General features: G+C 39.0%; 11 protein-coding genes. 6 read left to right on the top strand and 5 right to left on the bottom strand.

Annotated features, from left to right (window positions below; translation table 11 throughout):
- Positions 1-14: 14 nt before the first annotated feature.
- From BWI92_RS22125 to cobA, 4 genes are all read right to left on the bottom strand, one after another.
- Positions 15-1,226 carry a CmpA/NrtA family ABC transporter substrate-binding protein gene (locus BWI92_RS22125; RefSeq protein ID WP_095166903.1) on the bottom strand — a complete coding sequence of 404 codons (1,212 nt, stop codon included), beginning with the start codon at positions 1,224-1,226 and terminating at the stop codon, positions 15-17.
- Positions 1,227-1,514: 288 nt separating this feature from the next.
- Positions 1,515-3,047: an alginate export family protein gene (locus BWI92_RS22120; RefSeq protein WP_095166901.1), complete on the bottom strand. Its 1,533-nt coding sequence runs from the start codon at positions 3,045-3,047 to the stop codon at positions 1,515-1,517.
- 268 nt (positions 3,048-3,315) lie between these two features.
- The gene (locus BWI92_RS22115) at positions 3,316-4,626 is read right to left on the bottom strand and encodes a NarK family nitrate/nitrite MFS transporter (RefSeq protein WP_095166899.1); all 1,311 of its coding nucleotides are present in this window, start codon (positions 4,624-4,626) and stop codon (positions 3,316-3,318) included.
- A gap of 284 nt (positions 4,627-4,910) precedes the next feature.
- Entirely contained in the window at positions 4,911-5,678 is a 768-nt protein-coding gene (gene cobA, locus BWI92_RS22110) for a uroporphyrinogen-III C-methyltransferase (RefSeq protein WP_095166897.1), read from the bottom strand.
- Positions 5,679-6,123: 445 nt separating this feature from the next.
- Between cobA and nirB the strand changes: the two genes are divergently transcribed.
- The 4 genes from nirB (at position 6,124) to BWI92_RS22090 (ending at position 11,347) form a co-directional block, all read left to right on the top strand.
- The gene (gene nirB, locus BWI92_RS22105) at positions 6,124-8,634 is read left to right on the top strand and encodes a nitrite reductase large subunit NirB (protein WP_095166895.1); all 2,511 of its coding nucleotides are present in this window, start codon (positions 6,124-6,126) and stop codon (positions 8,632-8,634) included.
- A 61-nt stretch (positions 8,635-8,695) separates the two neighbouring features.
- On the top strand, positions 8,696-9,052 hold the full coding sequence (gene nirD, locus BWI92_RS22100; RefSeq protein ID WP_095166893.1) for a nitrite reductase small subunit NirD: 357 nt from the start codon (positions 8,696-8,698) through the stop codon (positions 9,050-9,052).
- Positions 9,053-9,212: 160 nt separating this feature from the next.
- Entirely contained in the window at positions 9,213-10,703 is a 1,491-nt protein-coding gene (locus BWI92_RS22095; protein WP_095166891.1) for a histidine kinase, read from the top strand.
- Positions 10,700-11,347: a response regulator transcription factor gene (locus BWI92_RS22090; protein ID WP_095166889.1), complete on the top strand. Its 648-nt coding sequence runs from the start codon at positions 10,700-10,702 to the stop codon at positions 11,345-11,347. The genes BWI92_RS22095 and BWI92_RS22090 overlap by 4 nt, the downstream gene beginning before the upstream one ends.
- A gap of 367 nt (positions 11,348-11,714) precedes the next feature.
- Here the strand turns inward: BWI92_RS22090 and BWI92_RS22085 are convergent, their stop codons facing one another.
- The gene (locus BWI92_RS22085) at positions 11,715-12,899 is read right to left on the bottom strand and encodes a pepsin/retropepsin-like aspartic protease family protein (RefSeq protein WP_141234882.1); all 1,185 of its coding nucleotides are present in this window, start codon (positions 12,897-12,899) and stop codon (positions 11,715-11,717) included.
- Positions 12,900-13,301: 402 nt separating this feature from the next.
- On the opposite strand from BWI92_RS22085, the gene BWI92_RS22080 reads away from it, so the two are divergent.
- Both BWI92_RS22080 and tpiA read left to right on the top strand, forming a co-directional pair.
- Positions 13,302-13,814, top strand: a complete 513-nt coding sequence (locus tag BWI92_RS22080; RefSeq protein WP_095166886.1) for a hypothetical protein — start codon at positions 13,302-13,304, stop codon at positions 13,812-13,814.
- 204 nt (positions 13,815-14,018) lie between these two features.
- A complete protein-coding gene (gene tpiA / locus BWI92_RS22075; RefSeq protein WP_095166884.1) occupies positions 14,019-14,780 on the top strand; it encodes a triose-phosphate isomerase in 762 nt (253 codons plus the stop codon).
- Positions 14,781-14,784: the final 4 nt, after the last annotated feature.

Here is a 14,784-nt window from a genome sequence, read left to right as displayed (position 1 = left end):
GTACTGTGGAAATCTTATTTACGAGTTGCTTTGAGATAATCGTCGATATTGGCTGGATCGAAGTTTACGTCATACGTAGTTTTGAAAGGCTTCATGTCTGGTTGCATAGGCACCGCCATTTCTTTGGCTACTTCTTGATACAAATCATCCAAAATCAATTTTTCGACAATTGCTTTATAATTTGGTTCAGCTTTTAAATAACCAAAACGAACATACTGTGCCAAAAACCACATTGCATGAGATTTGCGAGGCATATTCACGACACCGTTGTTATAGAAAGTCATGTAGTCGTCTTTGTACTTTTGAACACCCAAGTCGCAACCCAAATCGTTTGAACCTAAAAGACGTGCTTCAATTACTGGCAATGCTGCATTTACATAATAAGGTTTAGTCAACCATGAAGCTGCTTTTTTACGATTGCTCATATTGTCTAACCAGCGACAAGCTTCGATAATAGCTTTCATCACTTTTTTCAAATCTTCCTTATCCTCTGCGGCAAATTTGCTGTTGACAACCAAAGCTTTTTCTGGGTGATGTTTCCAGATATCCTGTGACGCAATATGTGTAAAACCTACGTTTTGAGTAGCGGCTACGCCATTCCAAGGTTCGCCTACGCAATAGCCTTCCATGTTGTCTACACGCATATTTGCCACCATTTGTGGAGGAGGAATTGTGATAATACCCACCGATTTTTGATTGACACCTGCTGCTGCTAACCAGTTGCGTAACCATATGTCGTGGGTTCCACCTGGGAAAGTCATGGCAAACGTAACTTCTTTGCGAGCTTGTACGGCTTTTACGGTAGCTGCTACTTTGTTTACTTCTTTGAAGCCAACCATGCCACAGAAGTCTTTCGAAAGTGTGATACCTTGTCCATTGTTGTTGATTACCATCGCAATCTTCATTTCAGAGCCAGCTTTACCACCAATTCCTGTATATACTGACAAAGGCATCGAGAAAAGACAGTGTGCTCCATCCAATTCACCATTCAAGATTTTATCACGAACATTGGCCCATGAGGCTTCTTTCGAAAGCTCTACATCGACACCATATTTTGCGAATAATCCCAACTCTTTAGCGGCTACTAGCGGAGCACAGTCTGTCAGTGGAATAAACCCTAATCTTATTTTCTTTCCTGAAGGCGTCGGATTTGCCGACAATTGTAGTGTTGTAGCTACTAAACCTACCAACACTAATACTTGCTTTAACAGAGTTTTTGCGTTCATAACGATTATGAAATGGTTTAAAACAATCCTTAGACCGACCCCCATCGGTCTAAGGAAGTTGTATATTGAAAAATGAGTAATTCAGTAAAAAGGCACAAAGTGTACGGGCACAAAGGCACAAAGTGTACAGGTATAGAAGTACAGAGTGTACGGGTACAAAGGCACAAAGTGGTTTTGTATTATGAGTGAAAATATAGAATTGATATTGAGTTTAGGGTGTTGATAGCTAGATGTTTATATTCATCATTCACAACTCGCCACTCACAATTCAAAATTCACCACTCACAATTACCTTAACGCTACTGGTTTTGAGTAAAAGAAATCTGGACGAATGTTAATCATCGCATAAAACCATGTACCTGTTTTGTCGTAAGTTGCTGTTGCGCTTTGTGCTTTGGCAATGGGCATACTGTCGGTTGCATTCATGATTGAATAGCCTAGTTCGATATTGGTAAACTTGTTCATGTTGTAATTCAACGTAAAGTCTAACTCAGTACCCAATTGGTTATTAATCGTGCTTTTGATACCATCAGAGCCTGTTTTTACCATAGCTTTGTTTAAAGCAAATGAGTGGTAATCCAAGCCAACTGTCAATACATTGGTGGTATATTTTACTTTGAAATAAGCATTGTTCAAGCCTCCTGCTGGTGCGCCTGTACCCACATAAAAGTAATCCATATAGCCCCAGTGGCGGTGTGGTGTTCCATAAAGTGGGTCAAAGCGATTGTTTTTGCCACTAGGATTTACCGCATCATTTCCTGAAAGAACATCATAGCCTGGCGTAAATGCCCATTTGCCTTTTTGATAAGTCGCCGAAAGCGTGTAGTGATAAGCATCCATTGCTACACCATCACGGTCTTTGCCTGTTTGCGCATAATACGCACCTTGGAAAGCAATTTTACCAAATCCTGAAGCATTGCCTAAAGTATGGTTAATCATCAAACCGTAAGTTACTCGGCTGTTTACCCCTTTTTGTCCTCTAAAATCTCTGCCATATAAATACCCTGTCGAACTGTTTCCGACCAAGGTATCCATCTTGTATTTCCCAAAATCATCATTGAAAAATAAGCCTGAAAACTTAGTCTGGTTAAACTTACGGGAGATATATACGCTTTTGAATGATTTATAATCTTGCGTAGCACCGTTTGTACTCGGATTACTCGTAAATACCGCTCCGTTCGGAATCGTTCCTGCGGGTACTGCCACCAAGGTGCCTTTCGAATTTGGCATATACTGTGGTGTGTTGGCAGGTGTATAAATAGTCCCCGTTGTATTAAATGCATCAGTATTTTGGTTAAAAGCATAACCTACATCAAACTGCCAACCTGAGTGCATTCCTTTGAGTAATACCATGTCGTGACGACGCCCTTGTTGCAACCAATCCAAATTTCCTATTAATCTAACATCGTCATAACTTAATTCTTGGCGACCAATTTTGATCGAAAGTTGATCAACTGCCTTGAATTTAATGGTAGTGTCAGCTTTGTTGGCTAAGGTTACTTCAGCCCAGCCTTCATGTAACATCAAACGACTACCATCATTATTCGAGATAGTTGAGGCATCTTGTCCCCATACACGAATGTCCTGAACGGTAGCTCCAAATGTTACACGGTCCCACTTGTAACCAAAAATCAAACGAGTACGTTGAGAGGTAAATGCCGCAGCATCTGAACCTGTCGGAACTAGGTTACCTAGTCCATTGCGAACCTCAGTACGAGTTCTAACTTGACCTTGCAAAGAGAATTGTGCCTTCGACACAAAGTGAGTAGAAACCCCCACCAATAAGGCTAATGCAGCCTTGATTTTGTAAGTTTTTTTCATACTTTTGTAGCTGATTGTAAAATTTTAACAGAGTTTTGCGATTTTCGCCCGAATTGAGACCCCCATCTCATTCGGGTTTTTTTGTTTGTTTTAAAAGAAAAATAGATGTGAAGTACTAGTGCTGAATTATGAGTTGTGAATTGTGAATGTGAAATTTTAATTAAATCTAAACATTAAGCTTTTGGTTTGCAGCAATGGGCATTGAGCAAAATGTATCAGTTTTTAAAACTATTTGCCTAATGCCTATTGCCTCACAACTTAAATTTTATTAAGCCATTTCTGGTTCTAACTGTAATTTTTTTGAAGTTTGAGATTGTTTTTCGAAACGACTTATCGCTACCACTAAACCAATAGCGCCTACTACCAAACCAATATAGAAGAATGCTTGGTTATAAGTAATGTTTTCAGATTTGAATAAAAAGCCTGCTAGCACACCACCAAGGTTGCCACCAGCACCTACGATTCCCGAAACAGAACCTACATTTTTTGAATCAATAAATGGTACGATTGCATACGTAGCGCCGTTTGCCATTTTTAAGAAGAAAGCAAAGCCCAACATCGCTACCACAGCCATTGCTAAGGAATTAGTTTGAGCAAAGAGAATAATACCGATACCTTCCAAACTTAATAATCCAGCCAATAACCAGCCTTTGCCACGCATTCCCATTTTTGCTCCTACCTTGTCGGCTACGATTCCACCGATGGCTCTTGCAAACAAGTTCATGAACCCGAAGATACCCGCTAATAAGCCTGCTGTTGCTAAATCACATTTGAAGTATTCTGAAAAGTATAAAGCAGCCACATTGTCAAAGGTAATTTCGATACCAAAACAAGCTCCATACGCCAAAAACAAAATCCAAGTACGAAAATCAGAGGCTGCTGCCCAGAATGAACCTTTGGCTTGTTGTTGGCGAGTAATGTCTGCGAAGTTACCAGCAGGCGTGTCTTTTGTAAAACGGAAATATACGAATGCCATGACCAATAAAATCACTCCCGGAATCATCATGGCTAATCTCCAAGCTTCTGGTTTGGTATACCCTGCTCCAACAAAAGCGGCAAATACCAAGGGCATAACCATGTTGGTAATACCGCCTCCCAAATTGCCCCAGCCTCCAGCAACAGCATTGGCTGTTCCTTTAATTTGGGGAGCAAACATCATAGAAGTATGGTATTGAGTAATTACAAAAGAAGCGCCGATCACGCCAATGGCCAGGCGAAACAATAAGAAACTTTCGTAGCTATTGGATAATCCGATACCAATAACAGGAATTGAACCTAGGATAAGTAACCCCGTGTAGGTCAAGCGTGGTCCTAACGTGTCACATAAACGTCCGATAATTAAGCGAGCAAAAATTGTTGCCGAAACCGAAGCAATCATTACATTTCCGATTTGAGCTTTGGTAAGTCCCAAATCATCTTTGACGATTTTCATCAATGGCGCAATGCCAAACCAACCAAAGAAGCAAAAGAAAAAAGTAATCCATGTAATATGAAAAGTCTTCATTTGGATTCCTTTCCACGACAATACATTCAAAGACTCCAACGGAGCCCTGTTTGATACAGAGTTTTGCGATAACATAATTTATTCCTGTTTTCAGTAACATGACTGCCCCCACAATCATAATACAGATGGTTTTACATTCGCCCCCACGAATGACCATTTTCAACAAACCGTTGAAGGGAAATAAAGAACTAAAGTGCCCAGAAAGCGGGCAGGATATAAGATTATCTAATTTTGAGAGTGTTGATGAAAAATGAAGTAGTCTAATTTATCAAGGTAATTAGTGGAACGGTTTCGCTGAAATATCGTTGAAACCTCTTTTTGTTTTATATAGTGTTTGATTACGTTCTAATAAAATGACCTCAACCACGCATCGTTCTAATTTCTTCTTTTAGGTAAGTTTCTATATATTCTGGATGAAGACTTACCACTTCTCCAATAACAATCACCGCTGGATTGCTCAGTTTTTGTGTTTTTACTTTTGCTCCAATATCTTCAATTGTTCCGACTAGGTGCTTGGCGTTGTCACGGGTGCCGTTTTGAACAATTGCTACTGGTGTTTCTTGTTTTTGATATTCTGTAAAAATCTCACAAATCTGGTCTAGTTTACTCATCCCCATCAAAACAATCACAGTTGCTGTTGATTGAGCGGCTAGCCTTAGGTCATTTGAAAGCTCACCTGTTTTGGTAGTACCCGTAATTACCCAAAAGCTTTCAGCATATCCTCTCGTTGTAACTGGAATTCCTACTGAAGCTGGCGCCGCAATGGCAGAAGTAACACCCGAAATAACTTCACAAGGAATATTAAATGAACGAACATATTCTATTTCTTCAAAGCCTCTTCCAAATACAAAAGGATCACCACCTTTGAGCCTTACTACATGCCCATAATCAAGAGCCAATTGTACTAACTGATAATTGATTTGTTCTTGCGTATAAACATATTTACCTAAGCGTTTTCCCACATATACTTTTATCGCTTCGGGCTTGGCATATGCCAAAAGTTCTTCATTTGCTAAGGCATCATATAGAATAACGTCTGCTGACTCTATTGCTTTGATACCTTTTAGAGTAATTAACTCTATATCACCTGGGCCAGCTCCAATCAAACTTATTCTTGGAATATTCATATTCTGCTCTTTTTTGATATTTTTGCTTATGATTGAAACTACTCAGTTATGATTTCGATACAAAAATGCTATAAAAATGTTTAAATCCAAAATTTAAGTTGAAATTTTAGGTATTTTTTTGAAAAAATTTGCAAAATCAATAAAAATAGGTTTAAATTTGATACACAAACAAAGGAGATGTGGGAAAAATTGAATAAATTTGTTATAGAATTAATACAATTGATAGCAGTTTTTCATTTAGTATTTGTAGTGATAAATAACTAATTGCACATTCTCTATTTGCCATACTTAAACTGAGTATTTATTACTAGTTAAGCAAAATTACTTAACTTTTTTTTATACAAACTTCACAACGGCTTAAATAGAGTAAAGATACTTAATACAAAAAAAGGGTATCTGTACAAATCAGTAATCAAGCATTTATCATCCTATAAATAACCATCAAATGAAAAAGAAAATTGTCGTAGTGGGGAACGGCATGGTGGGGTATAAGTTTTGTGAAAAGCTTATTGCAAAAGACACCGCTCAGGAGTTTGATTTGGTTGTATTTGGCGAAGAAATTCGTCCAGCTTACGACCGTGTTCACTTGTCGTCGTATTTCGCTGGTAAAACAGTCGAAGACCTGACAATGGCTCCTGCAAGTTGGTATGCCGAAAATGGCATTACCCTTCACCTTTCTGACCCAATCGTGGACATCGATAGAGATGCCAAGACGGTTCGCTCGCACCATGGTTTGGTCGAGTCGTATGATTATTTAGTGTTAGCTACGGGTTCGGCTGCCTTTGTGCCTCCGATTCCTGGCGTTGAAAAAGACGGCGTGTTTGTTTATCGCACTATCGAAGATTTGGACATGATGCAACATCATGCTAAAAAAGCGAAAAAAGGTGCAGTGATCGGTGGAGGTTTGTTAGGGCTTGAAGCAGCAAAGGCATTGCTCGACCTAGGATTAGAAGAAACGCATGTAATCGAATTTGCGCCAAGGCTGATGCCTCGCCAAGTAGATGATGCAGGCTCAAAAATGCTTCAGACTAAGTTGGAAGAATTGGGCTTGAAGATTCATTTGAATAAGAATACCCAAGAAATTCGTGGCAATGGGGCTATCTCTTCGATGCTTTTTGCCGATGGAGTAGAGTTGGAAGTAGATATGTTAGTGATTTCGGCAGGTATCAAACCTCGTGACGAAGTGGCGCGTATCGCAGGATTAGAAGTGGGTGTACGCGGAGGAGTGATTGTAAATGATTATTTGCAAACCTCCGATTCAAATATATATGCTATTGGCGAATGTGCTTTAGCACACCACATGATATATGGCTTGGTAGCGCCAGGCTATGAAATGGCAGATGTAGTCGTAAATCAATTGGTGAAGGATAAGGACAAGTCATTCAAACCATTTGATATGTCTACCAAACTCAAGTTGATTGGGGTAGATGTAGCAAGTTTTGGGGATGCTTTTATTCAAGAACCTAATTGCCAGACTATCGTTTACGAAAACTCTGCCAAAGGAGTTTATAAAAGAATCAATATTTCCAACGATGGCAAATACTTGCTCGGAGGGATTTTGATTGGCGATGCAGAGCAATACAATATGCTTTTGCAAAATGTCAAAAATCAAACGATTCTTCCTCCCGACCCAGAGGATTTGATGTTAGGTGCTCGTGGAGGTAAAGAAGAATCAGGTGCTGGCGTAATGGCTTTGCCAGATGATGCTTCAATTTGTTCATGTGAAGCTATCTCGAAAGGACAAATTTGTGGGGAAGTTTTGGCAGGAAATAATACCCTTGACGCTATTAAAAAATGCACCAAAGCTGGTACTGGTTGTGGAGGTTGTGTTCCGATGATCAAAGACCTTATCAACGAAACCATGAAAAGCCAAGGGGTGTATATCCGCAATATCATTTGCGAACACTTTGATTACACACGCCAAGAGCTTTTTGACCTTGTCAAAATCAAAGGATATAGGACTTACGAAGAGGCTTTGGACGGTTTGGGTCATGGCGATGGTTGCGAAACTTGTAAGCCTGCCGTAGCTTCTATCTTGGCAAGTTTATGGAACGAAATGATTTTGGTAAAAGGCAATGACACCGTTCAAGACTCGAACGACCGTTATTTAGCGAATATCCAGAAAAATGGTACTTATTCGGTTGTGCCTCGAATCCCAGGCGGAGAAATTACACCCGAGAAATTGATTGTAATTGGACAAGTTGCTCAGAAATATGGATTATACACCAAAATCACAGGGGGTCAGCGTATCGACCTTTTTGGTGCACACGTATCTGACTTACCTGCTATTTGGGAAGAATTAGTCAATGCGGGATTTGAATCAGGACACGCTTATGGCAAGGCATTACGTACCGTAAAATCTTGTGTAGGCTCAACTTGGTGTCGTTTTGGCTTGCATGATTCTGTATCTTTTGCTATCGAAATCGAAGAGCGATACCGTGGACTGAGAGCGCCTCATAAGTTCAAATCGGCTGTTTCGGGCTGTACGCGTGAGTGTGCCGAAGCGCAATCGAAAGACTTTGGGATTATCGCCACCGAAAAAGGATGGAACTTATATGTATGTGGCAATGGCGGCGTAAAGCCTCAACACGCTTTATTGTTGGCCAGCGACATCGACTCAGAAACTTGTCTCAAGTACATCGACCGTTTCTTGATGTTTTATATCAAAACGGCAGAACCTTTGACTCGTACTGCCACATGGCTCAATAAACTCGATGGTGGAATAGACTACCTCAAAGCAGTAGTAATCGATGATGTATTAGGCTTAAATAAGCAGTTTGAAGATGAAATGAATATGCTCGTGGAGGCATATCGTTGTGAATGGAAAGAGGTAGTAACAAACCCTGAACTTCGCAAACGCTTTACACACTTTGTCAATGCGCCACACCTAAAAGATCCGAATGTCAAATTCGAGCCAATGCGTGATCAAATAAAGGCCGCAGAGTGGGTAAAATAATGATTCAACTGATTGAAGGCAATAGATTGCTATTGCCCCAATTTCTTAAAAAGCAAATACCATGAGCAATATATTAGCAGAAGATACCCTTGTTTGGCATTTGGCATGTTCAGAAGTCGACATACCCGAAAATGGCGGAGCTTGTGCTCTAATCGAAGGAGAACAAATCGCTATTTATAATTTCAAAAGAAGAGGTGAGTGGTTTGCCACTCAAAATCTTTGTCCACACCGCCAACAAATGGCTCTTTCGAGAGGTATGATTGGCTCGACGGGCGAAGAACAAGAACCTAAAGTGGCTTGCCCTTTTCATAAAAAGACTTTTTCCTTAAAAACAGGAGCTTGTCTTTCAGGCGATGATTACCAGATTCAAACCTATCCTGTTAAAGTAGAAAACGGAATGGTTTACGTGGGATTATAACGAGCCAATATCGCTTTGGACTTGTTTTTACCTCCTTGTTTTAGGGCAAGTCCAAAGCAAAATATTATACTTTTAAGATTTTTTTGAAACAATTTGATAACCAATAAATTACTTGAAACGACTTAGCGATTTATTTCGAAAAATTGGTATATTTCAGGTTATGAGGCCTTTAGATACCCAAGTTTTTCAACGATTGACCCGCTTGTATGTGATTGCACTTACAACGGTTGCCGCTTTGTCTATGTCAGGACAATTGGTTATTCAATTGTTTCTACACCAATTACTAGATGATTCTCATGTAATTAACATTGCAGGGAGACAAAGAATGCTCAGCCAGCGATTATGTAAAACGTCGATTTTGCTTTGTCGCCCTGATATTTTTCCTGCTGATGCCGAACATTACAGCCAAGATATCAAGGATATCATACGGTTATGGGAGGGGTGTCACAAAGGTTTGAAAGGTGGGGAGTTAGATACCCCCGAACAAACCTACACGGTTCGTAATAGTGCAAAGATTGATAGTTTGTTTGAAGAGATTAATCCCGTTTTTACGATTATGCTCTCCAATGCCAAGACTATCAGTCAGGTAATCGAGAACCCTGTAAAGAATCAGGCAGATACGCTTCAGGCTTCACTCAAGCAGATTTTGAGTAATGAGCGTAATTTCTTGAAAATGATGGATAAAATCGTTTTCCAATACGATAAAGAAGCCAGCCAGCGAGTAGACACTATTAAGCGTATTGAGTTGATCCTGTTTGTGTTATTATTTGTGGTATTGGTACTTGAAGGACTCTTAATATTCAGACCGATAGCCAATTATATCAGAGTGGTTATCAAAAAACTGACTGACTCAGAAACAGAATTGCGAGACTCCAACGATATGCTTGTAACAACCCAAGCGGCGCTTGTTCAGGCTACTGAGGAGAAATATAAATTACAACTAGCAGAAGAAAAAGTACGTTCGGCCTCCTTAATGGAGGGGCAGGAGCTAGAGCGCAAGCGTCTTGCTCGTGAACTACACGATGGGATTGGACAGATGCTAACTGGCTTACGACTGCTTGGAGAAAGAGTGCGCAGTACGCCATTTACTAACGACAAGCAAGAAAAGTCTTTTGAGGAGTTACAAAAATTGATTCAAGAAACAATTGAAGCTACTCGTACTGTTTCATTCAATTTGGCGCCTTCTGTGCTGAGTGACTATGGACTCGGACCTGCGGTAAGGATTTTGACCGAGCAAACATCCAAAATGTCAGGGGTGGCTATTGATTTTCATGATAATATTCAAAAACGTTTACCTGAAAATATAGAAACTACCCTTTACCGTGTTGCTCAAGAAGCCCTACATAATGCCATCAAATATGCGGAAGCGAGTTTGATCAGTGTTCATCTTGAAGAAACCAATCAAAAAATCCTTATGCATATTATTGATAATGGCAAAGGTTTCGAGCTGGGATTAAGCAAGAAAGGACTCGGCGGAAACGGGCTGAAAAACATGCAAACTCGAAGTAATTTATTGAACGGACAATTCAAAATACAGTCAGGAATTGGAAAAGGTACCGCCATTCAGGTGGTCATTCCTTTATCGAATAAAAAGAAGTCATCCACTATTTCAAAGAAAAAAACATTAACTCAACAGACAACGACGATATGAATCCTATAAAAGTATTATTGGCCGACGATCACGATGTGGTACGTAAAGGCATGAAAATGCTCCTTGAGGACGAAGAGGGTATACTCGTAATTGGCGAAGCTGCCGATGGCGCTGAAGCAATCGATAAAGTAAAAATCTTGATGCCCGACGTGGTCATTCTTGATCTTACTATGCCTAAAATGACAGGTATCGAAGCTGCTGCAGTTATTTCTCAGGAATATCCATCGGTAAAGATTTTAATCTTTTCGATGCATAATAATCGTGAGTATATTATCAATTCTGTCGAGAATGGCGCAAGTGGATATTTGCTAAAAGATACAGGCAAAGACGAATTACTACGTGCTTTGACCGTTGTCTCAGAAGGACGTAAGTATTTCCCACCCGAAATATCAGAAGTCATTATTGATGAATTATTGGCAAAAAATCTCTCAGGGGGTGCACCTACTGAAAGCAAGCCTATTTTTCAGAAAATTACGCCTAAAGAGCGTCAAATTCTTGACCTTATCGTACAAGGATATAATAGCCGTGAAATTGCAGATAAGCTGTTTTTGAGCATTCGTACAGTCGACAATCACCGTGCGAATATGATGAAGAAAACTAAAGCAAAAAATACTGCTGATTTAGTGAAAATGGCAATACAATAACTGTTGAGTGAGTTGAAATTGAGTGAATGAGTGATTTTTATCTATCTCATTCACTCAAATAAGTATGAATACTGAATTACGGATGTAAGGTTTTAAATATCAATATTTTATCATTAAAATTCATTTGGTTTTATTTTGCACTATTACGTTATAGATAGCAAACCGTAGGCATTAAAATGTACTAATAATTCCGTTACACTATCAAGCCAAGTGCCCAAAGCTGATAGCCGAAAGCTCATTAAAACAATTTTATTTTGCATTGTTACTTCAGTAATCGTGCCGCATTAAGTTGAATGAACCAATGAGATAAAACATTAGTAATCATGAGATTACGCTCATAACTCATCATTCACAATTCATCACTCATTTATATTGCCCGTTTTAAAGTTAAAGTAGTTACAAACAAGCCATTACCTCTTTTGACTACAAAATTGAGAGGTTTACCTTCCCCTTTTTGGAATAATTTATACAATTCACTTATAGAAATATCGTGTGAGGATTTGTTGTTCACGAACAATAATTTGTCCCCTTCTTGCAAACCTGCACTTTCAGCAGGAGAATTAGCCTCAATTCTTTCGATAAGATATTCATTATAATTTTGCCCTTTTGCCGCCAACTCCATGCCTGTCATATTATGTTCAAAAGGCTCTTTTAGAAACTTATTAGAAGCCTTCAACACAATGTACTGGTCACGATAGTTGAAGGTTACTTTGAATCTTCTCAAAAACTCACAACCAATATTTCCTTGACGAGGATTTACCATGACATTAGGAATTACTTTGTAGGAGTTACTATCAGGAAAGGAAGCAACTAAGTTTTGTAATGTATATTTTCCGATTTTCAACTTTTGGATACGACCTAATTTCCCGTTGATGATACCACTCAAACCTCTTCCCAACTGAGCGCTAATAAGTTTGTGAGGAAGTTTAATTTTAGAGTTAGCCGTGGCATCTAGCGAAAGGGCATGTCCTGCCCCTGTATCCAATACTACCTTTATTGGAACAGAGGTGGTGCTATCAATTAGTTCGAGTGTGTTGAGATAAGGTTTTTTATCCTCGATAGAGATAGCAATTTTTTCGCCTTTAGAGGGCTTGTATTTGTAGCTCTCTGGGTTTTGTAAAGTGATTTCCCGAAGGTTGAAATCAATAGTTACAGCAAATCGATCAAATAACTCATAGCCAATAATACCATGAATAGGACGACCTACAAACTCACTTAGTTTGAGGATATCTTCTTGAAGAATGACCAAATTTTGGTGATAGCCTGTCACTTCACCAAGCTGAATCGTATTATTAAGAACAATACTGGCTTCCAGTTTTTCGCCTGCCCCCGCCCCCGCAATTTTTACTTGTCGAATCGGCTTTAACTGCTGTTTTTGTAAACAGAGCGGATCAGTGATAAGAATAGTACTTACACCAGTGTCGAGAATGAAGTGTAAGGTATCTGAATTATTGATTTTTAATGGGATGATGATTAAATTTGCCTGTAGCTCGAAAGGAATTTTAGTAATTTTCCTATTTTTAATAAATTGAAATCCAAATTTTTCTTCCACAACCTTTTCCTTTGTTCGAGTGGGAGAAAGTGACTTAGGAAAGCCAAGCGACGTCACGAAAGAATGATGAATGGATGCGAATTGCTGCTCATAAGAAAAAAAACAATGAACAGCGCAAGAACAATTTTTAGTAAAGTAGTTCTCATATTCTTGTCTGTTTAGTATCTATCTAATTTATAGTATTTTAGGATACAAAACAAATGTTTTTCTTAGATTGTTTAAATTTATCATAGGAAAGATACAAAAGTTGAAATAAGCTTTTAGAATTACTTATATTTAAGAAAACTAGCATCGAAAAAATAGTTAAAACGCTAGATTTCTGCAAGAGTTTTATTGATGATTACAAGAAACCGATTATCGAGTATTCATCAATGCCCACATTCCCATAAAACCAACGCCCATATGTCCAAAGTAGTTATTAAACCAATACTCTATGCTGCATTAGCAGGGGGACTTTTGTCTTCTTGTGTTAGCCAGCAAAAATACCAAGCGCTCATACAAGACAAAGATCGTCTTGATGTAAGTGTTGAACGAGCACACAAAGAAATTAAAGAACTGAAGGAAACCAAGCTCAACTTAGAAGATCAAATCAAATACAAAAATGTGGAGATTGCTAAGTTGGAAAATCAAGTAAGCACCATCAAAAAGCAAGCAGATGCTATGGGGCAAAAATTTGATGAGCTGGAAGACCAGATGAAAAAAATGAGTGCTGATTTAGAAAACAAAAAATATGAAAGCGCATTACTGGTAGCAAGTTATGAGCGTAAGATTGCAGAATTGCAATTGTTAGGTTCGAAACTAAAAGCCAAAAAGAAAGCTAAAGTCACCAAAAAGACAGATAAGATACTAGCCGTAAAAACTAGGTTATATAAAGTCAACATTAGCCTCGCAATATTTGTGAGGCTTTTTTTATAAGTGCTAAAAGGTTGATTTTTAGGAAAAGAGTCAACATATTTTAAAGAAGATGCCCAAGTGATGCTTCACCGAAACAAATCCCTAAATTTTTAGTGCAAAGCATATTTTATCCATAAATTTGTAGGGTAATTAAGTTTCAACCAAAAAACAGTGGTTCAATAGATTCAGCGCAAGCTGTTTCTCTCCCCGACTTTACTTAAAAAAATGAGAAAGAAAATCGTTGCTGGTAACTGGAAAATGAACAAAACAGCTGAAGAAGCATTAATCTTGGCTTCTGAAGTAGCAAACATGGTGAAAGATGAGGTATCTACAGATGTTACTGTAGTGATTGCTTCTCCGTCTTTGTACTTGAGTACTTTGACAAAATATGCTGAACCAGTAGTAAATTTGGGTATTTCGGCTCAAAACTGCCACCAAAAAGCTTCTGGTGCTTACACAGGTGAAATCTCAGCGCCAATGTTGAAATCAATCGGTGTAGAATATGTAATCTTAGGTCACTCAGAGCGTCGTCAGTACTTTGGCGAAACAAATGAGCAATTGGCTGAAAAAGTAAATATCTCTCTTGAAAATGGTTTGACACCAATCTTCTGTTGTGGAGAATCTCTAGAGCAACGCAATGCTCCAGGATACTTGGAGTTTGTGGCTTCACAATTGACTGATAGCCTTTTCCACTTGTCAGTAGAAGATTTCGGTAAAGTAGTAATTGCTTACGAACCAATCTGGGCAATCGGTACAGGTGTAACGGCATCTTCTGAGCAAGCACAAGAAATGCACGCATTCTTGCGCGCTCATGTTGCTACAAAATACGGACAAGAAGTAGCTGATAATACTTCTATCCTATACGGTGGTAGCTGTAACGAGAAAAACGCTCCTGAGTTGTTCGCTCGTGAGGACATCGACGGTGGTCTAATCGGTGGTGCATCATTGAAATCTCGTGAATTTGTGAATATCGCAAAATCATTCTAGTTGA

This window comes from Flectobacillus sp. BAB-3569 (assembly GCF_002270355.1).
Classification (GTDB): domain Bacteria; phylum Bacteroidota; class Bacteroidia; order Cytophagales; family Spirosomataceae; genus Flectobacillus; species Flectobacillus roseus.
The sequence above is the reverse complement of the archived record's forward strand: the minus strand, read 5'-3'. Positions and strand labels throughout refer to the sequence as shown.

What these genes read in the sequence shown, in the direction of transcription:
- BWI92_RS22125 (WP_095166903.1), bottom strand. Translation starts at nt 1,226, where the DNA reads ATGAACGCAAAAACTCTGTTAAAGCAAGTATTAGTGTTGGTAGGTTTA.
- BWI92_RS22120 (WP_095166901.1), bottom strand. Translation starts at nt 3,047, where the DNA reads ATGAAAAAAACTTACAAAATCAAGGCTGCATTAGCCTTATTGGTGGGG.
- BWI92_RS22115 (WP_095166899.1), bottom strand. Translation starts at nt 4,626, where the DNA reads ATGTTATCGCAAAACTCTGTATCAAACAGGGCTCCGTTGGAGTCTTTG.
- cobA (WP_095166897.1), bottom strand. Translation starts at nt 5,678, where the DNA reads ATGAATATTCCAAGAATAAGTTTGATTGGAGCTGGCCCAGGTGATATA.
- nirB (WP_095166895.1), top strand. Translation starts at nt 6,124, where the DNA reads ATGAAAAAGAAAATTGTCGTAGTGGGGAACGGCATGGTGGGGTATAAG.
- nirD (WP_095166893.1), top strand. Translation starts at nt 8,696, where the DNA reads ATGAGCAATATATTAGCAGAAGATACCCTTGTTTGGCATTTGGCATGT.
- BWI92_RS22095 (WP_095166891.1), top strand. Translation starts at nt 9,213, where the DNA reads ATGAGGCCTTTAGATACCCAAGTTTTTCAACGATTGACCCGCTTGTAT.
- BWI92_RS22090 (WP_095166889.1), top strand. Translation starts at nt 10,700, where the DNA reads ATGAATCCTATAAAAGTATTATTGGCCGACGATCACGATGTGGTACGT.
- BWI92_RS22080 (WP_095166886.1), top strand. Translation starts at nt 13,302, where the DNA reads ATGTCCAAAGTAGTTATTAAACCAATACTCTATGCTGCATTAGCAGGG.
- tpiA (WP_095166884.1), top strand. Translation starts at nt 14,019, where the DNA reads ATGAGAAAGAAAATCGTTGCTGGTAACTGGAAAATGAACAAAACAGCT.